The following is a 25,789-nucleotide window of genomic DNA, read 5'->3' on the forward strand; positions in this document are numbered from 1 at the left end:
CCAGTCCCGATCAAAACCGGAATGGCGCAGCAGCTCTCAGGCCGCGGGCACGTGATCGCCGTGGCCGGCCTGGCGGAGACCTTCGCGCAGCTTCTCCGCGTTGGCGTCAAGCTGTGCGGGGTCGGGGTGCTGGTCCACGGAGCCGAAGTCGTAGTCGGCCATGGAGTTGGAGGGCCACACATGGACGTGGAGGTGGTTGACCTCGTAGCCGGCCACGATGAGCCCTGCCCGTGCGGCATCAAAGACGTCTACCTGGACGGCGCCGATCTTCTGCGCAACTTCCATCACCCGGGTCAGCAGCGCGGTCGGGGCGTCCGTCCAGCGGTCCACTTCCTCTGTCGGAACCACCAGGGTGTGTCCGTCGGCGAGCGGTCCCATGGTCAGGAACGCCACCACGTCCGGTTCGCGCCAGACGAAGCGTCCGGGGATCTCGCCGTTGATGATCTTGGTGAAAACGGTGCTCATGCGTCTGCCTTTTCCGAAGGGGTTCCGAGGGTGCTGGTGTCCAGGACCAAACGATACTTGACGTCTCCGGCCACCATGCGGTCATATGACTCGTTCAGCTGATCGGCACCCACCACCTCGACGTCGGAGACAACGTTGTGTTCGGCACAGAAGTCCAGCATCTCCTGGGTCTCGGCAATGCCGCCGATCAGAGAACCCGCGTAAGCGATCCGGCGCCGGATCAGCGCCCCCGGATTGACGGGCGGCATGACTCCGGAGGGCAGGCCCAGCTGGAACAGCGCGCCGTCCCGGCGGAGGGTCCGGAAGTAGGGGTTGAGGTCGTGCGGTGCCGCCACCGTATCGATGATGACGTCGATGGTCCGGCCGGCGGCCGCCATGGCCGCCTCGTCGCGTGACAGGACAACCCCGTCGGCACCGAGCTCCTTCGCAGCGGCGACCTTCGATTCCGAGGTGGTGAACACAATGACGCCGGCCCCCATGGCCTTGGCGAGCTTCACGGCCATGTGGCCCAGACCGCCCAGGCCCACCACACCCACCACGTCACCGGCTTCGAGGCCGAAGTGCCGCAGCGGGGAATACGTGGTGATGCCGGCACAGAGCAGCGGTGCGACGGCTGCGGGGTCGAGGCTTCCGGGAACCCGCAGCACGTAGCGGCGGTCCACCACCACCGAGGTGGCGTAGCCGCCCTGGGTGATGGCGTCCCCGTTGCGGGAATCCGTAGCACCGTAGGTTCCGGTCATGCCGTTTTCGCAGTACTGCTCGAGCCCGTCCAGGCAGCTTTCGCATTCACGGCAGGAGTCCACCAGGCAGCCCACCCCCACGAGGTCACCCGGCGCGAAGTCGTCCACGGCGGCACCAACGCGGCTGACCCGGCCCACGATTTCATGGCCGGGCACCAGCGGGTACTTCGGCGACCCCCACTCGCCACGCGTCGCGTGCACGTCCGAATGGCAGAGGCCGCAGAACTCAATGGCGATCTCGACGTCGTCGTCCTTCGGGGCGCGGCGGGCTACGGTGAGCGGGACCAGGCCGCTGTCGCTTGCTGTGGCCCCGTAGGCTGCGGCAAGCCTCGGGAGTGCAGGCGGCGCGGTCTGGCTGGCGTCCCGGAGCGGCGGAGTGCCGGGGAGCGGCTTGGCGAGGGGCGGCGGTACGGGGCGTCCGGGAGTCATGCTCCGACGCTACCCCCGCCCCCGGCCGGCGTTCCAATCCGGCGTTCCAATCCTGCCGGGCCTACGGGGCCGCTCCCGTGGCCACCTCGTTGGCGGGATCGTTGGACCACTGCGAGAACGAGCCCGGATACAGTGCCGCGGGGAACCCGGCGATTTCGAGGGCAGCGATTTCGTGTGCCGCCGTGACCCCCGAGCCGCAGTACACGGCGGTGGGCGCATCCGGCCGGACGCCCAGGGCGGTGAAACGCTCGCGCAGCTCCTCCGGCGGCAGGAACCGTCCGTCGGCTCCAATGTTCGCGCCCGTGGGGGCACTCACGGCGCCCGGAATGTGCCCTGCCCGCGGATCCACCGGCTCGACTTCGCCGCGGTAGCGTTCGCCCGCCCGCGCGTCCAGCAGGACACCCCGTTCCGGCCACTGTGCGGCCTGGGGCGCATCGATGACAGGCATCGCACCGTCGGTGAGCGTGACGTCGCCCAGCGAAGCCTGCTCGAGGCCGCCTTCCACGGCGTATCCGGCTGCGCGCCAAGCGGACAGGCCGCCGTCGAGCAGGAAAACGTTGGGCATCCCGGCGTTGCGCAGCATCCACCACAGCCTCGCGGCGGCAGTTGCACCCGTGTCGTCATAGGCCACCACGACGTCGTTGTCCCGGATACCCCAGCACCGGGCCGATTCCTGGAACTGCTGCAGCGGCGGCAGGGGATGCCGTCCCTGGGCGGGGTCCGCCGGCCCGGCCAGCCTGGAGGGCAGGTCCACGTAGACGGCACCGGGAATATGCGCCTCAAGGTAATGCTCACGGCCGTGGGGGTCGCCCAGCGCCCAGCGCACATCCAGCAGAACGGTGCGCTTGCCGGAGGTCATCCGGTGGTTCAGCGCGGACACGTCCATCAGGGGGTTCATCAAATCTCCTTTGGTTCGGATGACAGGCCGTCCGGCCCGGTCCGCAGACGCGGGCGGGTAGCCGGTTCCCACTGTAGCCGTGGACGCCGCCGGTCCCGGGTAGGCTGAATCGGTGAACACAGTGGGTAACCGTGCGGGCAAGCAGGACCGGGCGTGGGCGGATGAAGCCGTACGCAGGATCAACGCCGAAAACAACAGATCAGCGGACACGCACCTCTACTCCGTCCCGTTGCCGGAGCACTGGGGGGTCCAGCTGTACCTGAAGGACGAATCCACGCACCGCTCCGGGAGCCTGAAGCACCGGCTGGCGCGCTCACTGTTCCTGTTCGGCCTGGTCAACGGCTGGATCCGGGAAGGCACCACCATCGTGGAGGCTTCCAGCGGCAGCACGGCGGTCTCCGAGGCCTACTTCGCACAGCTCCTCGGCCTGCCGTTCGTCGCCGTCATGACCCGCACCACCAGCCCCGAAAAGATTGCGCTGATCGAGCAGTTCGGCGGCTCCTGCCTCCTGGTGGAACACGCCTCGGAGGTGTACTCCGCTGCCGAGGAAGTCGCCCGGACCACACGCGGCCACTACATGGACCAGTTCACCTATGCCGAGCGGGCCACGGACTGGCGGGGGAACAACAACATCGCCGAATCCATCTTCGAGCAGCTGGCCCTCGAAGAGCACCCGGTCCCCCGGTGGATTGTGGTGGGCGCAGGCACCGGCGGCACCAGCGCCACCATCGGCCGCTACCTGCGGTATCACCGCCACGGCACGGAGCTCGCCGTCGTGGACCCTGAGAACTCAGCCTTCTACCCGGGCTGGCGGGACGGCGTCGCCGGCTTCAGCACCGGCATGCCTTCCCGGATCGAAGGCATCGGCCGGCCGCGCATGGAGCCCAGCTTTGTTCCCGCCGTCATCGACCACATGATCCAGGTGCCTGATGCGGCGTCAGTGGCCGCCATGCGGCACCTGTGGGAGCTGGCCGGGCTGCACGCGGGCCCGTCCACCGGGACCAACCTCTGGGGCGTGTGGCAGCTGATCGCCGGGATGGTCGCGGAGGGCCGGCGCGGCAGCGTGGTCTCGCTGATGTGTGACGCCGGGGACCGGTACGCCGGCAGCTATTACAACGAGGAGTGGCTGCAGGCCCGCGGGCTGGATCCCAGGCCGCACCAGGGAGTCATCAGGGAATTCTTCGAAACCGGAACCTGGCGGGCCTAAACCTCCACCGAGTCTCCGCTGGAAAGGTGCCTGTACTCGGTGCCGTACTTGGCTCCCAGGCGCTTCACGTGACCTTCGATGAGGCCGAGTCCGGTCTCATTGAGCAGGGCGTCGTGGATGGGGAACGCCTTGGCGGCCCGGACTCCGATGACGAAATCCACCACCTCGCCGATTTTGTTCCAGGGCGCGTGGACCGGGACCAGGAGGGTCCGGACACCGATGCCGTCCGGAATCACAAACGAGTCGCCCGGGTGGTACACGTTGGAGTCAATCAAGTATCCGATGTTGGCCACCACGGGGATCTGGGGGTGGATCAGCGCGTGCTGTCCGCCGAACGTCTGAATGTCGAATCCCGCCGCGGTGAACGTTGAACCGGGCTCGACGTCCCGGATCCGGGACTCGGCAAACGGCGCCTCGGCCCGCAACTTGGCGGCTACTCCCCCGGGGGCAAAGACCAGGAGCGAGTCATTGCCCCGCAGGGCCGAGACCACGGCAGGAACGTCAATATGGTCGCCGTGTTCATGGGTGACCAGGACCGCCCCGGCGGCGCGGAGGGCCTCGCCGGTTTCGGAGAACGTGCCGGGATCGAGCACCAGCACCTGCCCGTCCTTCTCGAGCCGGACACAGGCGTGGGTGTATTTAGTCAACTTCATGGAGCCAGCCTAGGGCGGCCTGCGCGGCAGTGTCCACGAACCCGCCCGCGCACCCGTCCGACAGGTCCCGGCTGGTAATCTTGGACATTGCACCACCCCTGAGGGAAGCGAGTTATTCCATGGCCCACGGCGCCAAGGCCGACGCCACAAAGCTATCCGCACCGGCACCCGCCGGCGGCCGGGAGCAGCGTGTCACCAAGCAGCGAGTGGCCGTGAGCGCCGCCCTGGACGAGCTGGACGACTTCGTCAGCACCCAGGAGCTCTACCGGATCCTGCAGAACCAGGGCACTTCCGTTTCACTGGCCACTGCCTACCGGATCCTGCAGTCGCTCGCCGACGACGGGCTGGTGGACGTCCTGCGCAACGGTGAGGGCGAGGCCGTCTACCGGCGGTGCGCCGTTACCGGCCATCACCATCACCTGCTGTGCCGCAACTGCGGCAAGGCCGTGGAAGTGGAGGCGCCCGCCGTGGAAACATGGGCTGCGCGGACGGCCGCGGAACACGGTTACACCGAGGTAGCCCACACCGTGGAGATCTTCGGCCTGTGCCCGGACTGCACGGCCCGGAAATCCGCCGCGGGCTAAGGGGCACCGTAGCAGCTACCGGGGCGCCGCCGGGGCCCGGGAGCTGCCGGCCTAGGAGGCTCCAGCCCCGGCCGGAAGGACCCGGCCGTTGAGGCCGCGGCCGGCCCGGACGCCGCCGATGATCCGGCAGACCACGTAGATCAGGAATGACAGCGTGGTCACGTACGGGCTGATGGGGATCCGCCCGCCGAGGGCAAGCAGGATGCCGCCCACAGTAGCCGTCACCGCGAAGGCAACGCTGAGCATCACCACCAGCCGGGGCGAGGAGGTCACGCGAAGCGCCGCGGCGGCCGGAGTGATCAGCAACGCGAGCACCAGGAGCGCCCCCACCACCTGAATGGACAACGCCACGCTGATGCCCAGCAGCACCATGAAGCCGATGCCGAGTGTCCGGACAGGCACACCCCGCGCTTCCGCCACTTCCGGGTCCACGCTGGCAAACGTGAGCGGGCGCCAGATGGCCACCAGCGCCAGCATCACCACGAGGGCGGCCGTGGCCAGGACCTGCAGCTGAACTGTATCCACGGAAACGATCTGCCCCGTCAGGAGGCCGAACTTGTTGGATGCCCGACCCTCGTAAAGGGAAAGAAACAGGATGCCCAGGCCCAGCCCGAAGGGCATGATGACGCCGATGATGGAGTTCTTGTCCCGGGCCCGGACCCCCATCACACCCAGCAGCAGCGCCGCCAGCACCGAACCGATGAGGGATCCGAAGACGATGTCGGCTCCGATCAGCAGCGCGAAGGCGGCACCGGCGAACGACAGTTCGGAGATTCCGTGGACGGCGAACGCGAGGTCCCGTTTCATCACGAAGGTTCCGACCAGGCCGCCCAGCAGTCCGAGCAGCGCTCCTGCCCAGATGGAGTTCTGGACCAGGGCCAGGAGCTCGCCGTAGTTATCGAAATTGAAGATGGAGCCCAGGATGCTGTCGAAATCCACTTAGCCCACCTCTCCTGACACCGAATGCGCGTCCTCGTGGTGGTGCGTGGCCCCCTCCGGGAGCCCCACCACGATCATCCGGCCGTTGGCACGGATGACTTCGACCCGGCTGCCGTAAAGCCCGGAGAGCACTTCGGTAGTCATCACTTCTGCCGGCTTGCCCACGCGGAAACGTCCGCCGGCAAGGTAGAGGACGCGGTCCACGTAATCGATGATCGGATTGATCTCGTGCGTTACGAAGACCACGGCACTGTCCTGCGTGCGGCACTGCTCGTTGATGAGCGCGCTGACGGCCTGCTGGTGCTGAAGGTCGAGGGAAAGCAACGGCTCGTCACAAAGCAATATCTGCGGATCGGCGGCCAGCGACTGGGCAACCCTCAGCCGCTGCTGTTCGCCGCCGGAGAGCTGTCCCACCGGAACGTTGGCATACTCCGCGGCGCCCACCAGGTCCAGGAGTTCATCGATCCTGCGGTTGGCCTTTGCTGCACCGAGCCGCAGTCCCCAGCGGTGGCCGTCGACGCCCAGCCCCACCAGGTCCCGGGCGCGAAGGGGCGTGTCCGGGGCAAAGGATTTCTGCTGCGGAATGTAGCCGATCAGGTTGCTGCCGCGTTCCACCGGACGGCCGCCCAGCGCCGCTGTCCCGGCATGGAGTTCCTGCAGTCCCAGCAGGACCTTCAGGAACGTGGTTTTGCCGCTGCCGTTCGGGCCGAGGACGGCAAAGAACTCGCCGGGATTGATATCGAGGTCCAGGTCCTCCCACAGTGTCCGTTTGCCGAACTTCAGGGTGGCTCCGCGGAGGCTCACTACCGGTTTCAACGTTCTTTATCCTCGATTCATACGGGGCGAAGCGCCCCCACCATCTTAGGACTGCCAGTCCGTGGATGGTTCAGCACACGGCTTCCCGGGGCGGAATGCGCCCCGCGGGCTACTTGCCCAGGGCCTGCTTGATGTTGTCCACGTTGCTGCTCATCCACTGAACGTAGGTCTTGCCCTCGGGAAGGGTTTCGCTGAAGTCAAGTACCGGGACGCCGGCACCCTCGGCTGCTTTCTTGAGGGCCTGGGTCTGCGGGCTTTCCGTCTGTGTGTTGTACGCCAGGAACTTGATGTCCTTCGAACCGGCCAGTTCCGTGGCTTCCTTGAGGACCGCGGGCGGCACATCGGAGCCTTCCTCGATGGCGGCCGTGTAGTCGGCAGGGGTCTTGTTCACGAGACCGGCAGCCTCGAGCAGGTAGAGCGGTACCGGTTCAGTAACGGCGACGGGCGCCTTGGCCGCCGTCGTGGCAAGTCCGGCGGCCTGGGCGTTCAGCCCTGCGATCTCTTTTTTGAACGAGTCGGCGTTGGCCTGGAAGGTCGGGGCGGACGCCGGCTCCAGCGCTGCGAGTTTGGCTTCGACGGCGTCGGCCAGCTTTGTCATGGCATCCAGGCTGTACCAGACGTGTTCGTTGAATGCTCCGTCGTGGGAGTGTCCGTGATCGTCGGCCTCGGCCGTGGACGCCGTCGACGGCTCCTCTTCCGGGGCCAGCCCGGAAACCTCGACGGCGCTGATGATGTTCTCGTGACCCAGGTTGCTGTCGTCGGCCAGCTTGTGCATGAAGTCGTCGTAGCCGCCGCCGTTTTCCACCACCAGGCGGGCCTTTGAGACCGCCAGCTTGTCCTGGGTGGTGGCTTCGTAGGAATGCGGGTCCTGGCTCGCCTTGGTGATCAGTGCCTTGACGTTCACTTTGTCGCCTCCGATTTCCTTGACGATGTCGCCGTACACGTTCGTCGAGGTGACCACCTCGACGGTGCCGGGATCCGCCTGCGGGCCGGCCGACGTCGTACTGCAGGCTGAAAGGAGCAGGCTCAGACCGGCAAGGGCGGTGGCGGAAAGGGCTGCGGAACGGCGCACGGAAGGACCTCGGATCTGGTTATCGGAAAACTTGCCACATGAGAATCAGGAGCATTAGCAACAAGACGAGTGTAGCCCTAAATAGGAATGATTCCTATTTAGGGCTACAGCATCCAGCGCCGGGCTACTCTCCGTCCGGCTGGCCGAGCCGGCGGATGCCCTTCGCCTGGGTGGCATCACGGATCTCGCCCACGAGCTGCTCGATCACGTCTTCAAGGAACAGCACGCCCTGGGTGTTGCCGTCCGGTCCGATGACGCGCGCCAGGTGTGATCCGGTGCGCTGCATCACGGACATGGCCTTTTCAATCTCGTCATCCATGGCCAGGTTCGCCAGGGACCTGATCCGGCTCTCGGCAATCGGGTGTTCGTATCCCGCCTCCGGAATGGACAGCACATCCTTGATGTGAAGGTAGCCCGAAAGCATGCCGTCCTCGTCCATCATCGGGAACCGGGAGAATCCGGTGCGGCTGACGGCCTTTTCGAACTCCACGGGCGTGGTGGGCGACTTCATCATGACCAGCTTGTCGAGCGGGACCATGATGTCCGACGCCGTGTGCTCGGAGAATTCAAGCGCACCGGTGATCAGGCCGGCGTCGTCGTCCACCAGCCCGTGCCGGGTGGATTCCTGCACGATCGACTGGACCTCCTCCAGCGTGAACGAGGAGTTCACCTCGTCCTTGGGCTCAATCCGCATCAGGCGCAGGATGTGGTTGGCGGACCAGTTGAGGGCCGCAATCACCGGGTTCACCAGCCGCGCAATGAACATCAGCGGCGGCGCCAGCAGCAGGGCCGCCTTGTCCGCAACGGACACCGAGATGTTCTTGGGCACCATCTCGCCGAACGTCACATGGAGGAAGGTCACCACCAGCAGGGCCACGGTGAACGCCACGATGTCCGCCAGCTCCATCGGCATGCCGACGGCTTCAAGGGGAACCGCCATCAGGTGGTGGATGGCCGGTTCTGCCACCTGCAGGATCAGCAGGGAGCAGACAGTGATGCCCAGCTGGGCACACGCGAGCATGAGGGACACGTTTTCCATGGCCCGCAGCGTCGTCTGCGCCCGCAAGGAGCCGGCCTCCGCCAGCGGCTCGATCTGGCTCCGCCGGGCGGACATGACCGCGAACTCGGCCGCCACAAAGAAAGCGTTGCCGAACAGCAGGACCACCAGCCAGAGAATTCCTGCCCAGTCGCTCATGCCGTGCCTCCCTGGCCGGCCGCGTGCTCTTCGCCGCGGACCGGGGAAGGCTTGAAGCAGATCCGGTCGATGCGGCGTCCGTCCATCCGGGTCACACTCAACGTGCCCCCGCCGACGTCCACTTTGTCCCCCACAGCGGCGATCCGGCCGAGCTGGCTCATGACGTAGCCGCCCACTGTTTCGTATGCAGATTCGTCAGGCACCGTCAGCCCGGGAATCTGTTCCGAGAGTTCATCCGGGCGCAGGAGCCCGGGGAAGTACCAGTCCCCCGATGCACTCTGCAGCAGTCCGGGACGTACCTTGTCGTGTTCATCCGCGACCTCCCCGACGATTTCCTCCACGAGGTCCTCGAGGGTGGCGATGCCGGCCGTGCCGCCGTATTCGTCAAGCACGACGGCCAGCTGCATGTTTCCCTCGCGGAGTTCCGCCAGCAGGGCATCCAGGTGGATGGTTTCGGGAACCCTCAGGACGTCCGTCATGATGGCGCCTGCCTCAAGGTTGACGCGCCGGTCCGAAGGGACGGCGATTGCCTTCTTGACGTGGACCAGGCCGCGGATGTCGTCGGCGGACTCACCAATGACCGGGAAGCGTGAATACCCGGTCCGCCGTGCGGCGTCCACAATGTCCGAAACCGGCTGCCCGGCGGCAATTGTCTCCACCCGGATCCTGGGGGTCATCACGTCGGCCGCAGTCCGGCCGGAGAACTTCAGCGTCCGGGCGATGAAGTTGGCCGTTCCCGGGTCAAGTGTTCCCATGGCAGCGGAGCGCCGCACCAGGGATGCCAGTTCGGCCGGGGTCCGGGCGCCGGAGATCTCCTCCTTGGCTTCGAGTCCGAAGACGTTCAGCACTCTGTTGGAGAAGCCGTTCAGCACGATGATGGCAGGCTTGAAGACGGCGGTGAAGACCAGCTGCGGACGGGCCACGGCCTTGCCGATCGGCAGGGACAGTGCAATGGCCATGTTCTTGGGCACCAGCTCGCCGATCAGCATGGACCCCAGGGTGGCGATGGCCATGGCCATCACCAACGAAACGGAAGCAGCCGCGGCTTCCGGAACACCCGCCGCGGCCAGCGGACCTTCCAGCAGCTTTCCGACGGACGGTTCCATGACGTAGCCGGTCAGCAGGGTGGTCATGGTGATCCCGAGCTGGCAGCTGGATAGTTGGGTGGACAGTGACTTGAGGCATTTGAGCAGCGGCACGGCCGCTGCGTCGCCGCTGTCAACGGCCCGCTGGACCGTCGCCTGGTCCAGGGCGACGAGGGAAAACTCGACGGCGACGAAGAAACCCGTGCCAAGGATGAGCAGGATGCCCGCAATAAGGAGTAGCCATTCCATCAGCGGATTGCCTCCGGCGAAGAGGCCGGCCACGGAGCGGCTGGAGAAAGGGAGGCGCTGCCGGGGAAACCGCCCGGCGGAGGATGGTCGGCCGTTGCCGACCCTGTTTCCTGGAAGGCTGCGGCGTGGACTGCTGCAGAATGATGGGCGCGTGAACGGGGTTTGCCGGCTCTGTGGGTGGACTGCGGGGAGCTGGTATTCATGCTCCGCTGACAGCCCCCAGGCCGGCACCTAGATTTACTGTCCATAAGAATGTCAGTCTACAGGAGCACGCCTCACCAGCTTTGCGGAACAGGCCGGCCCTCCTCGTAGCCGGCAGCGGACTGGATTCCTGCCACGGCACGCTCGCGGAATCCGGCGAGGTCCGCTGCTCCGGCATAGCTCATGGAACTGCGGAGCCCTGCGGTGATCATGTCCACCAGGTCTTCTACGCCGGGCCGGGCGGGGTCCACGTACATGCGTGACGTGGAGATGCCCTCTTCGAAAAGCGCCTTCCGGTCCTTTTCAAAAGCGCCCTCGCGCTGGTTCCGGTTCTGCACCGCCCTGGCCGAGGCCATGCCGAAGCTCTCCTTATATTGGCGGCCGTTTGCGTCCGACTGCAGATCCCCCGGGCTTTCGTGGGTTCCCGCGAACCACGAACCGATCATGACCTGGCTTGCTCCGGCCGCCAGCGCCAGGGCAACGTCCCGCGGATACCGCACGCCGCCGTCGGCCCAGATCCGCCCGCCGGCGGCGCGTGCCGCAGCGGCGCACTCCAGCACGGCGGAGAGCTGGGGACGGCCCACGGCCGTCATCATGCGCGTGGTACACATGGCCCCCGGACCGACGCCGACCTTGACGATGTTCGCGCCGGCGCTGATCAGTTCCCGGGTTGCATCCGCTGTCACGACATTGCCCGCCACGATGGGTACGGCAGGGTCCAGTCCGCGGACAGCCGCCAGCGCGTCGAACATCTTCTGCTGGTGGCCGTGGGCGGTGTCGATGACGAGGACGTCCACGCCGGCGGCCAGCAGTTCCGCCGCCCGGCCCGCCACGTCACCGTTAATTCCGACGGCGGCAGCCACCTTCAGCTTTCCCGCCGCGTCCAGGAGTGGCCGGTAGATAGTGGAACGAAGCGCACCCTTGCGGGTGAGGACTCCGGCGAGGGAGCCGTCCTGGTGGACCGGGGCGAAGTCCGTGCCTGCGGCGTCCATGGCGTCGAAGGCCTTCCGCAGGGAAGCGTCAAGCATCCCCGCGCCCGTTCCGCCCGCGGCCGGGCTCCCCGGGCCGAGCGCGCCGGCGTCCAGCACCAGCGCCTGCCGCATGACCGACGCGAGGGAGGCAAAACGGTCCTGCCCCTCGCAGTCCGCAGCGCGGACCACACCGGCAACCCTGCCGGCGTCGTCCACTACCACCACTGCACCGTGCGGCCGTTTGCCCATCAGGTGGAGGGCGTCGATGACCGTCTCCGAGGCCAGCAGGCTGACCGGAGTTTCAAAAACGGTATGCCGCGACTTGATCCAGGCCGTGACGTCGCGGAGCACATCAAGCGGAACGTCCTGCGGCAGGACGGCCAGCCCGCCGCGCCGGGCCATGGTCTCGGCCATGCGCTTTCCCGTCACGGCCGTCATGTTGGCCACCACCAGCGGGATGGAGGACCCGGTGCCGTCATCGGCCGCAAGGTCCACATCCAGCCGCGACGTGACGTCCGAACGCGAGGGCACCAGGAAGGCGTCCGAGTACGTCAGGTCGGTGGTCGGTTCACTCAAAAAACGCACGGCAACTCCTCGTCGAAAGGGATACTCAGTGCGAGTCTAGGAGCTTATTCGCGCAATAGTTTCGCCGCTACATGATTTGGGTCACCCTTATTGGCAGTTAACCAAGGATCGTCACTAGACTGGCAAAGGTCTGGGTTCACAGGACGCAGAGACTGGTTCGATTGTTGTGCTGAGGCACCGAAGGCGACCAGAGGGAAATCAAACTCATGGAAGAGGCGTATTTCAAGTGCCAGAGCAGCCTAGCCACCGTCTACCAGAGGAATTTGGCGGAAACGAGTGGCTCGTTGACGAACTGTACGAGCGTTACCAGCAGGACAAGAACACGGTAGATGCCAAGTGGTGGCCCCTGTTCGAATCCTTCGACGCCGGTGACAGCTCGTCTTCCAACGGGACCTCCGGTGCACCGGCGCCCGCAGATCCCTCAACCCGCGAACTTCCCGTTGTAGCTCCCGCTCCGGCCGCACCGGCACCGTCGCCGGCAGCCGCCAAACCGGCCGCTGCCGCCCCGGCCGCTTCCGCCCAGGCTCCCGCAGCCCCGGCGAAGAAAGCACCCGCCACTGTTGCCCGTGACGGCGCAAAGAAGCCCGAATCCGCAGGCACTCCGCCCATCCCCGCCCAGCTGCCGAAGAACGTCAAGGCTCCCACGGCTCCCGAAGAGGACGTTGTCTCCGTTCTCCGCGGACCGGCCAAGGCGATCGCTTCCAACATGGTCACCAGCCTGGAAGTTCCCACCGCAACCAGCGTCCGCGCCATTCCCGCGAAGCTGCTGATCGACAACCGCGTGGTCATCAACTCCAACCTGGCCCGGGCCCGCGGCGGCAAGGTCTCCTTCACGCACCTGATCGGCTATGCCGTCATCCGCGCACTGTCCCAGTTCCCGTCCATGAACGTCTACTACGACGAAGTGGACGGCAAGCCCGTCGCGGTCCAGCCGGCACACGTGAACTTCGGCATCGCCATCGACATGCCCAAGCCGGACGGCACGCGCCTGCTCATGGTGCCGAACATCAAGAAGGCGGAGACCCTCAACTTCTCCGAGTTCTGGCACACCTACGAAGACCTGATCAAGCGTGCCCGCAACGGCAAGCTGACCGCCGATGACCACTCCGGCACCACGGTTTCCCTCACCAACCCGGGCGGCATCGGCACCGTCCACTCCGTGCCCCGCCTCTCCAAGGGCCAGGCTGCCATCATCGGCGTCGGCGCACTGGATTACCCGGCCGAGTTCCAGGGCGCGAGCGAGAAGATCATCGCGCATAACGCCATCAGCAAGGTCCTCACGCTGACCTCCACCTATGACCACCGCGTCATCCAGGGTGCCGGCAGCGGCGAGTTCCTCAAGCTCGTGCACCAGCTCCTGCTCGGTGCACAGAACTTCTACGACGAGATCTTCGAGTCCCTGCGCATTCCGTACGAGCCCGTGCGCTGGAGCCCGGACCTGCAGGTGGACCCGGCCGACGAAATCAACAAGGTCGCCCGGATCCAGCAGCTGATCCACTCCTACCGCGTCCGTGGCCACCTCATGGCGGACACCGATCCGCTGGAATACGTCCAGCGGAAGCACCCGGACCTGGACGTCCTCACCTACGGCCTGACCCTGTGGGACCTCGACCGCGAGTGGCCCACCGGCGGCTTCGGCGGCAAGCCCATGCTGGCGTTCCGCGACATCCTCGGTGTACTCCGTGACGCCTACTGCCGCACCACCGGCATCGAATACATGCACATCCAGGACCCGGCCGAGCGCAAGTGGTTCCAGGACCAGCTGGAGCACCCGTACTCCAAGCCCAGCCGCGAAGAGCAGCTGCGCATCGTTTCCAAGCTCAACGCCGCGGAAGCCTTCGAAACCTTCCTGCAGACCAAGTTCGTGGGCCAGAAGCGGTTCTCGCTGGAGGGCGGCGAATCGCTGATCCCGCTGCTGGACGCCATCATCTCCGATGCGGCCGACGACGATCTCGACGAAGTGGCAATCGGCATGGCCCACCGCGGCCGCCTGAACGTGCTCACCAACATCGCCGGCAAGACCTACGCCCAGGTCTTCCGCGAATTCGAAGGCACCCAGGACCCGCGCTCCGTGCAGGGCTCCGGCGACGTCAAGTACCACCTCGGCACCGAGGGCACGTTCACCTCGGACAACGGCAAGGAGACGAAGGTCTACCTCGCCGCCAACCCCTCGCACCTCGAGGCAGTGGACTCCGTCCTCGAAGGCATCGTCCGTGCCAAGCAGGACCGCCTGGACCAGGGCGAGGCCTTCCCCGTGCTCCCCATCATGGTGCACGGCGACGCCGCCTTCGCAGGCCAGGGTGTGGTGGCGGAAACGCTCAACCTCTCCCAGCTGCGCGGCTACCGCACCGGCGGAACCATCCATGTGGTGGTCAACAACCAGGTGGGCTTCACCACGGCACCCTCGTCGTCGCGTTCCTCCACCTACTCCACTGACGTCGCCAAGATGATCCAGGCTCCGGTGTTCCACGTGAACGGCGATGACCCGGAGGCCGTGGTCCGCATCGGCCAGCTTGCCTACGAGTTCCGCCAGCGCTTCCACAAGGACGTTGTCATCGACATGGTCTGCTACCGGCGCCGCGGGCACAACGAGGGCGACGACCCCTCGATGACCCAGCCGCTGATGTACAACCTGATCGAAGCCAAGCGCTCCGTACGCAAGCTGTACACCGAATCGCTGATCGGCCGCGGCGACATCACCGAGGAAGAAGCCGAGCAGCTGCTCCGCGACTACCAGGAACGCCTGGAACGCGTCTTCGCGGAGACCCACGCCGCGCAGACCTCCCCGATCCCGATCATCACCGCGGATTCCGCCGCCGTGTCCGATATCGAACGGCCCAGCGCCCAGCAGTCCGACTCCGGCATCAACGCGCCGGCGTCCACCGCGATCTCCCCGGAGACCCTGGCGCGCATCGGCAAGGCCCACATCGAGATTCCCGAGGGCTTCACGGTCCACGCCAAGCTCAAGCAGCTGCTTGAGAAGCGTGAACAGATGTCCCGCGAGGGCGGCATCGACTGGGGCTTTGGCGAGATCGCGGCCTTCGGCTCCCTCATCATGGAAGGCGTTCCGGTCCGGCTCGCCGGCCAGGACTCCCGCCGCGGCACCTTCGTGCAGCGCCACGCCGTGTTCCACGACCGTGCCAACGGCAATGAGTGGCTGCCCCTGGGCAACCTCTCCGATGACCAGGCCAAGCTGTGGATCTACGACTCCCTGCTGTCCGAATACGCTGCCATGGGCTTCGAATACGGCTACTCCGTCGAACGCCCTGACGCCCTGGTGCTGTGGGAAGCGCAGTTCGGTGACTTCGTCAACGGCGCGCAGACCATCATCGACGAGTTCATCTCTTCGGCCGAGCAGAAATGGGGCCAGCGCTCCTCGCTGGTGCTGATGCTGCCCCACGGCTATGAAGGCCAGGGCCCGGACCACTCATCCGCCCGGATCGAGCGGTTCCTGCAGATGTGCGCCGAAGAGAACATGATCGTAGCCAACCCCACGACGTCGGCCTCCCACTTCCACCTGCTGCGCCGCCAGGCATACAGCCGGCCGCGGAAGCCGCTCATCATCTTCACGCCGAAGCAGCTGCTCCGCCTGAAGGCCGCAGCGTCTTCCGTGGAGGACTTCACCACCGGCACCTTCAAGCCCGTCATCGGAGAGCACGAACAGCTGCAGGCGGACGCCGTCGAGCGTGTGCTGCTGGTGTCCGGCCGCCTGTACTACGATCTGCTGTCCACGCGGCAGAAGACCGGCGACAAGACGACGGCGATCGTCCGCGTCGAGCAGCTTTACCCGCTGCCCGCCGCTGAAATCGCCGCCGAGCTCGCCAAGTACCCCAACGCCGACGTGGTGTGGGCACAGGACGAACCGGCCAACCAGGGCCCGTGGCCGTTCATGGGCCTGAACCTGCCCGACGCCCTGGACCGCCGGGTGCGCCTGGTCTCGCGTCCGGCTTCGGCCTCCACGGCTGCCGGCTCCATGAAGCGGCACGCTGCGGAGCAGGACACCCTCCTCAAGCAGGCGTTTGCCCGGAAGTAGCCTGGACGCTGCCCGGCCGGAACTCGACATTTTCGTCTCCGGCCGGGCAGCGCTGCTTAATGGAAGGGGTGGCGCTGCCCGACGCACGTGTCGCCCGACGCCGGTCGCGGAGTTGGCTGGCAGCCCCTTTCCATGGAACGCTGAACCAATTGCATATTGAGGTAAAGAGGTAGTCGTGGAAGACAGGAAGCTGCGGATTGCGGCTGTTGGAGATGAACTGTTGGCCGGCCTGGGCGATCCCCGCGCACTCGGCTGGCTGGGCCGTGTGCTGGCCCGCACTCCGCAGGACGGCATCACTGTTGAGTGCTACCCCCTCCCCTGTCCGCAGGAAGGCACCGAGGGCCTGGCCGCGCGCTGGCTCGATGAGGCGGGCCGCCGCTTCGGCAACAACCACGAAAACCGGCTTGTGATCGGCCTGAGCGGACGCGACGTCGAGTTTGGCCTCTCCACGGCCCGCAGCCGCCTGAACCTTGCCAATATCCTGGACTCCGCGTCCCAGAACAAGATCGAGGTCTTTGTGGTGGGTCCGCCGCCGTCCCTGGACCCCTCGCAGAACCGCCGGCTGGGCGAACTGAACACGGCCTTCGCCGACGTCACCACGCGGCGCAAGCACTTGTATGTGGACACCTTCTCCCCGTTGCTCAACCATGAGCAGTGGCGGCAGGATTTGGCAGCGAACGGCGGAACGCCGGGACAGGCCGGCTACGGGCTGATGGCCTGGCTGGTGCTGCACCGCGGCTGGTTCCAGTGGCTGGGTATCGCCGCCCCGGAGTAGATCCGGAGGTGCTTGACACCTCACGCCCGAACGTGACCCAATGGGGCCCATAACGCCGTCGACATAAGGTTGTGGGTCCATGAACGTTCCCGGAATCCCCACGGGCTCCCCCGCCCCGGCAGCGCTGGCCGCAGCGCTGATGCTTGCCGTGGCAGGTTGCAGTGCGGGCCCGGCGCCTGCCCCGCCTGCTTCCTCCCCCTCGTCCGCAGTCTCCTCCCCGGCAGCTTCGTCCCCCTCAGCCTCCTCCCCCGCCGCCTCGTCCGACGCTGCGCTGCAGGAGTTCGACCAGGCGGCGCTGGAACAGACTTTTAGGGATGCTGCCCAGGAACTGCGCGTCCCCGGCGCGGTGATGCTGCTGCGGACCCCCGGCGGGAACCTCACCTACACGTACGGAGTGAGAACCTACGGCGGAACCGACCCCGTGACCCCCGCGGACCACGTCCGGATCGGTTCCATCACAAAGACCTGGACCACCACTGTGATCCTGCAGCTGGTCCAGGAAGGGAAGATCAAGCTCCAAGACGCGGTGGCGGACTACCGTCCGGACGTGCCCAACGGCGCCAACATCACCATCGAACAGTTGCTGACGATGCGCAGCGGCCTCTAGAACTACACCGAGGCGCTGGAAGTGAACCAGGTCCTCGATGCCGATCCCGGTAAGGCGTGGACCCCCGAAGAACTGCTCGCCGTTGCCTTCCGCCACCCGCCCTATTTCGCTCCCGGCGAGGGCTTCCACTATTCCAACACCAACACGGTGCTGCTCGGCCTGATCGCGGAAGCCCTGGACGGCAAACCGCTCACCGCAGCGTTCCGCGACAGGCTGTTCACCCCGCTCGGACTGACCGGATCCGTCTTTCCGGAGCAGGCATCCAACGCCCTTCCGGACCCGCACCCGCAGTGGTACATGTACGGGAACAACGTGCTGCCCCTCGACCACCCGGCCCTTCCCGAGGACATGCAAAAGTCCGCCGCCGACGGGACGCTCCAGCCCACCGACCAGACAGCCATGAACCCCTCGTGGGCCTGGGCCGCCGGGTCCGGAATCTCGACCGCGGAAGACCTGGCAATGTGGACGGAGGCACTCGGCGGCGGAAAGGTCCTGGACCCCGCCCTGCAGAAGCAGCGCCTGGACAGTCCACAGCCCGTCAAGGCCGACGACCCCGGGGGCGCGCTCTACGGGCTGGGGATCGCAAAATTCGGGAAGCTCTTCGGGCACACCGGTGAACTGCCCGGCTTCAACAGCTTCGCCGGCCATGACCCCGCTGCCCAAAGTCACACTTGTCGTCTGGACGAATCTGGCCCCGACGCCGGATGGCCGGGATCCGGCCACCACGATTGCCCGGACGCTCATCGGAAAGATCTACCGCTAGCGGCCGCCGTGCATTGCTTTTGGGCACGACGTATTGCTTTTGGGCAAGACGCGATATAACGTCGGATCATATTCACGATATATCGCAACTTGGAGGCGCAGTGGACGAGAACACCTGGACCGTCACCGGTCCGCAAACGATCGACATCGACGGCGTCAGGTCACTCAAACTCGGAATCATCCGGGGACGGTTCGATGTGGTCACCCACGCCGAGGATGTCACGCGGATCGAGGTATCCGAAATTCACGGGGATCCGCTGACGGTCACCCTGGTCAACGGCCGGCTTGAGGTCCGCCATCAGCTACAGGGCGCCCAGGGCTGGTTCAAGAACCTGATGGACACGGTCAACAACAGCAGCACCAACTCCGTGGTCATCAGCATCGCATTGCCTGCCGGCGTGGAAGTGGAGGCCGGCACCGTCAGCGGGGACGGCCTCGTCTCCGGCATCAGCGGCCACACCAAGCTAAACACAGTCTCCGGATCCGTCATGGCGGACGGCACCCGCGGCGAACTCCATGTCAACACGGTCAGCGGTGAAGTCATCGCCCGGAACCACGACGGCTTCCTTACCGCCAAGAGCGTTTCCGGTGAAGTTACCGCGTCCGGCCGGTTCAGCAACATCCGCGCCAACACCGTCAGCGGCGACATGAGCTTCGACCTTCACGGGTTCACCCACGACTTCGGAGCCAATTCGGTATCGGGCGATCTGACCCTCCGGCTGCCCCAGGACGTCGGCGTGGACGTCGTGGCCAAATCCGCCGGCGGCACCGTGGTCATCGACGACCAGAAGTACGTCCATCCGGGCGGCAAGGTCCAGACGATCGCCGGCCCGGACGCGCAGCTGATGATTGTTCGAACCAACTCCGTCTCCGGAAAGACGTCCATCATCCACAGCCTGTCGCCCGCGGACACCGAAACGGACGCCTAGATGCCTCCGGTCTTCGCCCACGGCGCGCTTCGCCTTTACCTGCTTTCCCTGCTGGAGTCGGGCCCCAAACACGGCTACGAACTGATCAAAGCGCTCAGCGAGCGTTTTGGGGGGACTTACTCCCCCAGCGCCGGGACGATCTATCCGCGCCTCGGCAAGCTGGAGGAAGAAGGGCTCGTGGCCACGGAAGCCGAGGGGCGCCGCACCAACTACCGCATCACCCCTGCCGGCCTGGTGGAGCTCAACCGGCGCAGGGACGAACTGGCCGGCGTGGAGAATGACATTTCCGCCTCCGTTCGCCGGCTGGCCGACAACCTGCGGGAGGATATCCGCGTCAACATGCGCGGGCTCCGGGCCGACCTTGCCGCCACTGCCGAAGCCGCGCGCACGTCTGCCCGTTCCGCAGGGTTCACTGACCGCGGTACGCGGCACACTCCCGAAGGCGACCGCACGCTCAAAGAGGCGGAAATGCTGGTGCAGGCCTTCAGGGACAACCTCCGTGTGGAGCTCCGGGTAAAGGCCGGCGCCGCACCCATCAGCGGCGTCACGCTCGAGACGATCCGGACGGTCCTGGACCAGGCCGAAATATCCATCCGCAACTCCCTGAACGCCGGCAGTCATTGAGCGGGGCCCGGTTCGCGGGCCGTCGCGTGATGTGGGAGACTTGAGGGCAGCTCTTTTGAGTACCAAGATTAAGGAGGCCAGCTATGAGCAAGCGTGCACGTAAACGTCGTGACCGTAAGCGTGGCGGCGCGAACCACGGGAAGCGCCCCAACACCTAAGCTACGGTTTGGAACATGAGCATTAAAGCGAAGGGCCCCGGAAACCACATGGTTTCCGGGGCCCTTCGCTGTGAATGCCGTGAATTCGGGGAGCAGCTGCCCTCCCGCCGGGCTCCCGGCGAAGCTAAGCTTCGACAGGACGGATCGAGTGGATCCGGTCCAGGATGGCGTTCTTCAGGTTCTCCGGGGCTGCTTCCGTACAGGAGCGTTTGACCACCTTGCGGATGACGCACTCGAGATCGTACTCTTCAAGGCACTCCGGGCAACCGTCCAGATGGTCCTTGATCTCGGCGATGTCGCTGTGTGTCAACGCACCGTCCAGGTATTCGTAAATACGTTGCATCCGGGCGTCGTCGCAATCGCCCAGTCCCTGGCAGTCGCTCATTTCCTGTTCTCCTGTGTTGTGCTTTCGGCCGCGGCACCGGAATCGGCTGCGGCTTTGAAACCCCGCTCTGCGGCGTAGTCCGCAAGCATGTCGCGCAGCATCTTGCGGCCGCGGTGAAGCCGGGACATCACAGTGCCGATGGGGGTGTTCATGATGTCTGAAATTTCCTTGTACGCGAACCCTTCCACGTCGGCGAAGTACACCGCGAGGCGGAATTCCTCCGGAATCGCCTGCAGCGCCCGCTTCACATCGGAATCCGGGAGGTGGTCCAGCGCTTCCGCTTCGGCCGAACGCAGGCCGGACGAAGTGTGCGATTCCGCCCGCGCCAGCTGCCAGTCCTCAATGGTGTCTGAGTTCGACTGCAGCGGCTCACGCTGCCTCTTGCGGTAGAGGTTGATGTACGTGTTTGTGAGGATCCGGTAGAGCCACGCCTTGAGGTTGGTTCCCGGTTTGTACTGATGGAACGCCGAGAAAGCCTTGGTGTATGCCTCCTGCACCAGGTCCTCGGCATCGGCGGGATTGCGTGCCATCCTCATGGCGGCCGAATAGAGCTGGTCGACATACTGCATGGCATCGCGTTCAAACCGCAGCCTGCGTTCCTCGGAGGTCTCAGACACGACGTCGACCTCCGCTTCCGCAGCACGCCCGCCGTTCGGGCTTGCCGCGCCGCCCGTGCTGGCCAAGCCGTCCGGGCTGGCTGCAGCTTCCGCAGTGGCCCCGGCATCCGCCGGGCGCCCGCTGTTGGTCTTGGCGTCGTTACCGGCAGCCTCGTATATGGCCGCAACGGCCGGATCAATGGTGCTCATTGCCTTCAAGTCTACTGTGACGCGCCCCGAGCCCACCGGCGGTTGCCCGCCGGCATCATCGCCGCGTCCGGAGAACTCCAGTGGCGCAAGTAGTTCCACGCTGCCCCTAACCAATGTCAACGCTCCAACTCCGCTCTGTGTCCTTATTGTTGGCGCCCGTCGTGGGGCGCCCGTGCGAACGCTTTCAGCGCCCGGCCTCCGGGCGTCCGCAAGCGCCTTAGGCCGTGGCCAAGCACAGCCCGTGACTCATCGGGACCTGCCTTTCACAACCACAGCCGGCGGGCAAATATTCCGCAAAAGTGCAAGACTAGAACCGGTTCCCCCGCAGATGTTCCGCGGCTCGTCCACCCAGGAGGAAATTCATGTCGTTAGTCCGTATTCTCGCCCGGCCCATGCTGGCCTCAAGTTTCGTTCTTGCCGGCCTGGACAAGCTAAAGAACGCGGATGACACTGCGACGCAGCTCTCGCCCCTGCTGCGCCGGGCTGCGGACTCCCTCCCGTTCGCCACGAACGAAAAGGTACTGGCACGCGTCATCGGAGGCACCCAGGTGGGCGCGGGCGTGCTGTTCGCCATGGGCAAGTCGGCCCGGCTGGCAGCCTCCGTACTGGCCATCATTTCTGCGCTGAACGCCTTCGTCGAGTGGCGCAGCGCCGACATCACGACCAAGGAAGGCCGGGACGCGCGGCGGACCCAGCTCCTGAAGAACGTCACGCTCACCGGCGGCGTGCTGCTTGCGTCCGTGGATACCGCGGGCAAGCCGAGCCTGGCATGGCGGGCCGAGCACCTGGCAGCCGACGCCCGCAAGGGTGCCAGCCACCTGGCTGCAGACGCCCGGAAGACCACCAGCAAGAATCTCAAAAAGGCCGATAAAGCAGTCCGCAAGGCCGTGGACCACGCCGTGAAAGCATAAGTACGAATGACAGGCACCGCCCCCGCCCCAGTACCGTCCGCCCCGGTTGCGGACAACACCTGGCCAGCACCGTTCGCAGAAGCGCCGGTCGACGCCACGGTCACCGTCCCCGGCTCCAAGTCCCTCACCAACAGGTACCTGGTCCTTGCTGCCCTGGCCGACGGGCCGTCCCGCCTCCGGGCACCCCTGCACTCGCGCGATTCGGCCTTGATGATCCAGGCACTCCGCCAACTGGGGGCCGGAATCCGGGAAGTCCCCGGGGACGGCTCATTCGGGCCCGACCTTGAAATAACCCCCCTCGCACAGGACGCCGCGGCGGCGGACGCCGCCATCGACTGCGGACTCGCGGGTACCGTGATGCGCTTCGTCCCCCCGGTGGCCGCGCTCCGCAGCGGCGCCACAGTCTTCGACGGCGATCCGCACGCCCGCAAGCGGCCGATGGGCACCATCATTGAGGCGCTGGCCGCCCTCGGCGTCGATGTCCGGGCCGCTGACGGCACCCGGCCGTCGTCGCTCCCCTTCGCGGTGGCCGGCACCCGCGAAGTACGCGGCGGGCACCTGGTGATTGATGCAAGCGCCTCATCGCAGTTTGTGTCGGCCCTGCTCCTTGTGGGTGCGCGTTTCACCGAGGGCCTGCACCTGGAGCACGTGGGCAAGCCGGTCCCCAGCCTTGACCACATCAACATGACAGTGGCCGTGCTGCGGGAAGTCGGCGTATCAGTGGACGATTCCGTCCCCAACCATTGGGTTGTGGCACCGGGCTCGATCCGGGCCTTCGACCGGCGCATCGAACAGGACCTGTCCAACGCGGGCCCCTTCCTCGCAGCAGCCCTGGCAACCGGCGGTACCGTCCGCATTCCCAACTGGCCCGCGCCCACCACACAGGTCGGCGACCTTTGGCGCAGCATCCTGGCTGCCATGGGCGCCACCGTCACGCTGGCCGACGGGACACTCACCGTCACGGGCGGACCGGAAATCAAGGGCGCGGACTTCGCCGACACCAGCGAACTGGCACCGACCGTGGCAGCCCTGTGCGCATTGGCAACAACCCCGTCACGGCTGACCGGAATCGCGCACCTCCGCGGCCATGAGACCGACCGGCTTGCCGCGCTCGTCACGGAAATCAACCGGCTGGGCGGGGACGCGGAGGAAACCGCCGACGGCCTCATAATCAGGCCAGCGAAGCTCCACGGCGGCATCGTGCACAGCTACGCCGACCACCGGATGGCCACCGCCGGGGCCATCCTCGGCCTCGCCGTTCACGGCGTCGAAGTTGAAGACATCGGCACCACGTCCAAGACGATGCCGGACTTCCCGCAGCTGTGGGAAGCCATGCTGACACCACAGCCGGCCCGGCAGACGGAACAGGCCAGTGGGGCGTAGCACCGGCACATGGGACGAATCCGACATCCGGGTCCGTCCCAACAAGAAAGGTACCCGTCCCCGGACCAAGGACCGGCCCAGCCATGACGACGCCGTGACCGGCCGGATCATCACGGTGGACCGCGGGCGCTACACGGCCGTGGTGGGCGAAGACAGCGGCAACGAACGCATCGTGGTGGCCGCGCGGGCACGCGAACTGCGCCGTTCGCCGGTGGTGGCCGGGGACTTCGTGTCCCTGGTGGGTGACGTTTCCGGAGAACCGGACACCCTTGCCCGGCTCGTAAAAATCCAGGACCGGCGCACCCTTTTGCGGCGGAGCGCCGATGACACGGATCCGATTGAGCGGGCAGTCGTGGCGAATGCGGACCAGCTCGTGGTGGTGGTCGCCGCTGCCAATCCGGAGCCGCGCACCGGTTTCATCGACCGCGCCCTGGTGGCGGCCTACGACGCCGGCATCGAGCCGCTGCTGCTGGTCACCAAGGCGGATGTCAAGGATCCCACCGAACTCCTGTCCAACTACCGGCACCTTGATTTCCCGGTCATCATCAGCCGGACCGCCGACGCCGCCGCCTCCGGCATCGATGCCCGCTCGGACGACGGGCTGTCCGCGCGCCTCGACAGCGACGCCGTCTCGCAGCTCCGTGCGCACCTCGACGGGAAGGTCACCGTCATGCTGGGGCATTCGGGCGTGGGGAAGTCCACCATGGTCAATGCCCTGACCGGCGCTGAGCGGGCCACGGGAGGAGTCAACGCCGTCACGGGGCGCGGACGGCACACGTCGTCGTCGGCACTGGCCCTGCGGATCAGTGACGCGCCGGCCGGAAGCTGGATCATTGACACCCCGGGCATCCGGTCGTTCGGCCTTGCCCACGTCGACCCGGACCGGATCCTGCGTTCGTTCCCCGACCTCGAACCCGGCACGGATTCCTGCGAACGCGGCTGCAAGCATGATGCGTCCGCCGTCAACTGCGGAGTGGACGCCTGGGTGGCCGAGGGACACGCAGGGCCGTCGGGCGCGGCGCGGCTCGCGTCCCTGCGCCGGTTGCTCGGTACCGATCCCCGGATGGAAGCGCAGGAAGCGAAGGAACTCGGCATCGTTTCCTAGCAGGCGGAGGGGCCAGGGACCTGACATCCCGCCCGGCCGGCCAAGAGACGGTAGTTTGGAACCATGACCCAACCCGCTTCGAGCTACAACGACGACCTGCGCCTCGCCCATGTCCTGGCCGACTCTGTCGACTCCCAGACCATGAGCCGCTTCAAGGCGCTGGACCTTCAGATTGAAACCAAACCGGACCTGACTCCGGTCACGGATGCTGACAAGGCAGCTGAAGAGTCCATCCGCGGCCAACTGTCCCGTTCCCGCCCGCGGGATGCCGTCCTCGGCGAAGAGTTCGGCAGTTCCGGGCACGGTTCCCGGCGGTGGATCATTGATCCGATCGACGGCACCAAGAACTTCGTCCGCGGCGTGCCGGTGTGGGCCACCCTGATCGCCCTCGTGGATGAAGGCGAGCCGGTGGTCGGCCTGGTCAGCGCGCCGGCGCTGGGAAAGCGCTGGTGGGCCGCGAAAGGGGCCGGCGCCTATATGGGACGGTCGCTTGCGGCCGCCACCCGCCTGAAGGTTTCGAACGTGTCCAAGCTCTCGGACGCCTCCCTCTCCTACTCGAGCCTTAGCGGCTGGAAGGAGCGCGGCAACCTGGACGAATTCCTGGGCCTCACGGAGGACGTCTGGCGGACCCGGGCCTACGGCGATTTCTGGTCCTACTGCATGGTGGCCGAGGGGTCCGTGGACATCGCCTGCGAGCCGGAGCTGAACCTTTACGACATGGCCGCCCTGGTGCCCATCGTCACGGAAGCCGGCGGCCGCTTCACTTCGCTGGAGGGAGTGGACGGTCCCTTCGGCGGGAACGCCCTCGCCACCAACTCAATCCTCCACTCCGAGGTCCTCAAACGGCTTAACCCGGACATCGACGACCTCCTCTAACACGCACGGCACCCCCGGGTGCGGCCATGAGCGAGGCTGATCAAGGCGCTGCTGATTGAACGCAGTGCCGAATAAACGACGGCGGGCGCCCCTCCCAAGGGGGCGTCCGCCGTCGTTTATTCGGCCGCATCGCCCTTCTTCCGGCGCACGTAACAATCCGCTTAATAATTGCCGCAGCTTTCCCGCGGCGCCGTCAATGTCCTAATCTCGAAACAGGTCACGAGTGCCAGCGCTAAACCCCGGTTTGCTGGCCGGCAACCCTCCATTCGCGGTGGGGTGCCCCGGGTGACGACCAGGCCGGTCCGGAACGGACCCGGCAAGCGCGGATCCCCGGAGTGAGGGGTCC

General features: G+C 66.2%; 22 protein-coding genes, 1 pseudogene and 1 riboswitch. Of the genes and pseudogenes, 11 read left to right on the forward strand and 12 right to left on the reverse strand.

Going from position 1 to position 25,789, the window contains the following annotated elements:
• Nucleotides 1–36: 36 nt before the first annotated feature.
• The 3 genes from PV761_RS07615 to PV761_RS07625 form a co-directional block, all read right to left on the reverse strand.
• Complete coding sequence (locus PV761_RS07615; protein WP_028270121.1) at nt 37–465, reverse strand: HIT family protein; 429 nt, start codon at nt 463–465, stop codon at nt 37–39.
• Complete coding sequence (locus PV761_RS07620; protein ID WP_347895625.1) at nt 462–1,634, reverse strand: NAD(P)-dependent alcohol dehydrogenase; 1,173 nt, start codon at nt 1,632–1,634, stop codon at nt 462–464. The genes PV761_RS07615 and PV761_RS07620 overlap by 4 nt, the downstream gene beginning before the upstream one ends.
• Before the next feature lie 61 nt (nt 1,635–1,695).
• Nucleotides 1,696–2,532 (reverse strand): sulfurtransferase, encoded by an 837-nt coding sequence (locus PV761_RS07625; RefSeq protein ID WP_347895627.1) that lies wholly within the window; start codon nt 2,530–2,532, stop codon nt 1,696–1,698.
• Between the two features lie 112 nt (nt 2,533–2,644).
• On the opposite strand from PV761_RS07625, the gene PV761_RS07630 reads away from it, so the two are divergent.
• Nucleotides 2,645–3,739, forward strand: coding sequence for a PLP-dependent cysteine synthase family protein (locus tag PV761_RS07630; RefSeq protein WP_028270124.1), 1,095 nt, complete (start codon nt 2,645–2,647; stop codon nt 3,737–3,739).
• Here the strand turns inward: PV761_RS07630 and PV761_RS07635 are convergent.
• Entirely contained in the window at nt 3,736–4,392 is a 657-nt protein-coding gene (locus tag PV761_RS07635) for an MBL fold metallo-hydrolase (protein WP_347895630.1), read from the reverse strand. The two genes, PV761_RS07630 and PV761_RS07635, sit on opposite strands and share 4 nt — an antisense overlap.
• 119 nt (nt 4,393–4,511) lie before the next feature.
• Between PV761_RS07635 and PV761_RS07640 the strand changes: the two genes are divergently transcribed.
• Nucleotides 4,512–4,976: a Fur family transcriptional regulator gene (locus PV761_RS07640; protein ID WP_028270126.1), complete on the forward strand. Its 465-nt coding sequence runs from the start codon at nt 4,512–4,514 to the stop codon at nt 4,974–4,976.
• 51 nt (nt 4,977–5,027) lie between these two features.
• Here PV761_RS07640 and PV761_RS07645 read toward each other — a convergent pair whose 3' ends face one another.
• From PV761_RS07645 to PV761_RS07670, 6 genes are all read right to left on the reverse strand, one after another.
• Nucleotides 5,028–5,915, reverse strand: a complete 888-nt coding sequence (locus tag PV761_RS07645) for a metal ABC transporter permease (RefSeq protein ID WP_347895632.1) — start codon at nt 5,913–5,915, stop codon at nt 5,028–5,030.
• Nucleotides 5,916–6,731 (reverse strand): metal ABC transporter ATP-binding protein, encoded by an 816-nt coding sequence (locus PV761_RS07650; protein ID WP_347895634.1) that lies wholly within the window; start codon nt 6,729–6,731, stop codon nt 5,916–5,918.
• A 109-nt stretch (nt 6,732–6,840) separates the two neighbouring features.
• Entirely contained in the window at nt 6,841–7,803 is a 963-nt protein-coding gene (locus PV761_RS07655; RefSeq protein WP_347895636.1) for a zinc ABC transporter substrate-binding protein, read from the reverse strand.
• 124 nt (nt 7,804–7,927) lie between these two features.
• Entirely contained in the window at nt 7,928–8,998 is a 1,071-nt protein-coding gene (locus tag PV761_RS07660; protein WP_028270130.1) for a hemolysin family protein, read from the reverse strand.
• Entirely contained in the window at nt 8,995–10,332 is a 1,338-nt protein-coding gene (locus tag PV761_RS07665; RefSeq protein ID WP_347895638.1) for a hemolysin family protein, read from the reverse strand. Before PV761_RS07665 ends, PV761_RS07660 begins: the two co-directional genes overlap by 4 nt.
• A 275-nt stretch (nt 10,333–10,607) precedes the next feature.
• Complete coding sequence (locus tag PV761_RS07670) at nt 10,608–12,089, reverse strand: GuaB1 family IMP dehydrogenase-related protein (RefSeq protein WP_347895640.1); 1,482 nt, start codon at nt 12,087–12,089, stop codon at nt 10,608–10,610.
• A gap of 226 nt (nt 12,090–12,315) precedes the next feature.
• Between PV761_RS07670 and PV761_RS07675 the strand changes: the two genes are divergently transcribed.
• From PV761_RS07675 to PV761_RS07695, 5 genes and pseudogenes are all read left to right on the forward strand, one after another.
• Entirely contained in the window at nt 12,316–16,122 is a 3,807-nt protein-coding gene (locus tag PV761_RS07675) for a multifunctional oxoglutarate decarboxylase/oxoglutarate dehydrogenase thiamine pyrophosphate-binding subunit/dihydrolipoyllysine-residue succinyltransferase subunit (RefSeq protein ID WP_347895642.1), read from the forward strand.
• Nucleotides 16,123–16,297: 175 nt separating this feature from the next.
• Entirely contained in the window at nt 16,298–16,897 is a 600-nt protein-coding gene (locus tag PV761_RS07680; protein ID WP_028270134.1) for a GDSL-type esterase/lipase family protein, read from the forward strand.
• Between the two features lie 349 nt (nt 16,898–17,246).
• A pseudogene (locus tag PV761_RS07685) lies at nt 17,247–18,326 on the forward strand (serine hydrolase domain-containing protein).
• 41 nt (nt 18,327–18,367) lie between these two features.
• On the forward strand, nt 18,368–19,195 hold the full coding sequence (locus PV761_RS07690; protein WP_347895644.1) for a DUF4097 family beta strand repeat-containing protein: 828 nt from the start codon (nt 18,368–18,370) through the stop codon (nt 19,193–19,195).
• Complete coding sequence (locus PV761_RS07695) at nt 19,196–19,819, forward strand: PadR family transcriptional regulator (RefSeq protein ID WP_347895646.1); 624 nt, start codon at nt 19,196–19,198, stop codon at nt 19,817–19,819.
• 282 nt (nt 19,820–20,101) lie between these two features.
• On the opposite strand, the gene rsrA is transcribed toward PV761_RS07695, so the two are convergent.
• Nucleotides 20,102–20,362: a mycothiol system anti-sigma-R factor gene (gene rsrA / locus PV761_RS07700; RefSeq protein WP_028270137.1), complete on the reverse strand. Its 261-nt coding sequence runs from the start codon at nt 20,360–20,362 to the stop codon at nt 20,102–20,104.
• Nucleotides 20,359–21,168 (reverse strand): sigma-70 family RNA polymerase sigma factor, encoded by an 810-nt coding sequence (locus PV761_RS07705; RefSeq protein ID WP_347895648.1) that lies wholly within the window; start codon nt 21,166–21,168, stop codon nt 20,359–20,361. Before PV761_RS07705 ends, rsrA begins: the two co-directional genes overlap by 4 nt.
• A 362-nt stretch (nt 21,169–21,530) precedes the next feature.
• On the opposite strand from PV761_RS07705, the gene PV761_RS07710 reads away from it, so the two are divergent.
• The 4 genes from PV761_RS07710 (at nt 21,531) to hisN (ending at nt 25,443) form a co-directional block, all read left to right on the forward strand.
• On the forward strand, nt 21,531–22,079 hold the full coding sequence (locus PV761_RS07710) for a DoxX family protein (protein WP_347895650.1): 549 nt from the start codon (nt 21,531–21,533) through the stop codon (nt 22,077–22,079).
• Nucleotides 22,080–22,085: 6 nt separating this feature from the next.
• Complete coding sequence (gene aroA, locus PV761_RS07715; protein ID WP_347895652.1) at nt 22,086–23,462, forward strand: 3-phosphoshikimate 1-carboxyvinyltransferase; 1,377 nt, start codon at nt 22,086–22,088, stop codon at nt 23,460–23,462.
• On the forward strand, nt 23,452–24,567 hold the full coding sequence (locus PV761_RS07720; protein WP_347895654.1) for a ribosome small subunit-dependent GTPase A: 1,116 nt from the start codon (nt 23,452–23,454) through the stop codon (nt 24,565–24,567). Before aroA ends, PV761_RS07720 begins: the two co-directional genes overlap by 11 nt.
• Nucleotides 24,568–24,630: 63 nt before the next feature.
• On the forward strand, nt 24,631–25,443 hold the full coding sequence (gene hisN, locus PV761_RS07725) for a histidinol-phosphatase (RefSeq protein ID WP_347895656.1): 813 nt from the start codon (nt 24,631–24,633) through the stop codon (nt 25,441–25,443).
• 215 nt (nt 25,444–25,658) lie between these two features.
• Nucleotides 25,659–25,772, forward strand: a riboswitch (SAM riboswitch).
• The last annotated feature ends 17 nt before the right edge of the window (nt 25,773–25,789 follow it).

The organism is Arthrobacter sp. CC3 (assembly GCF_039907775.1).
GTDB lineage: Bacteria > Actinomycetota > Actinomycetes > Actinomycetales > Micrococcaceae > Arthrobacter.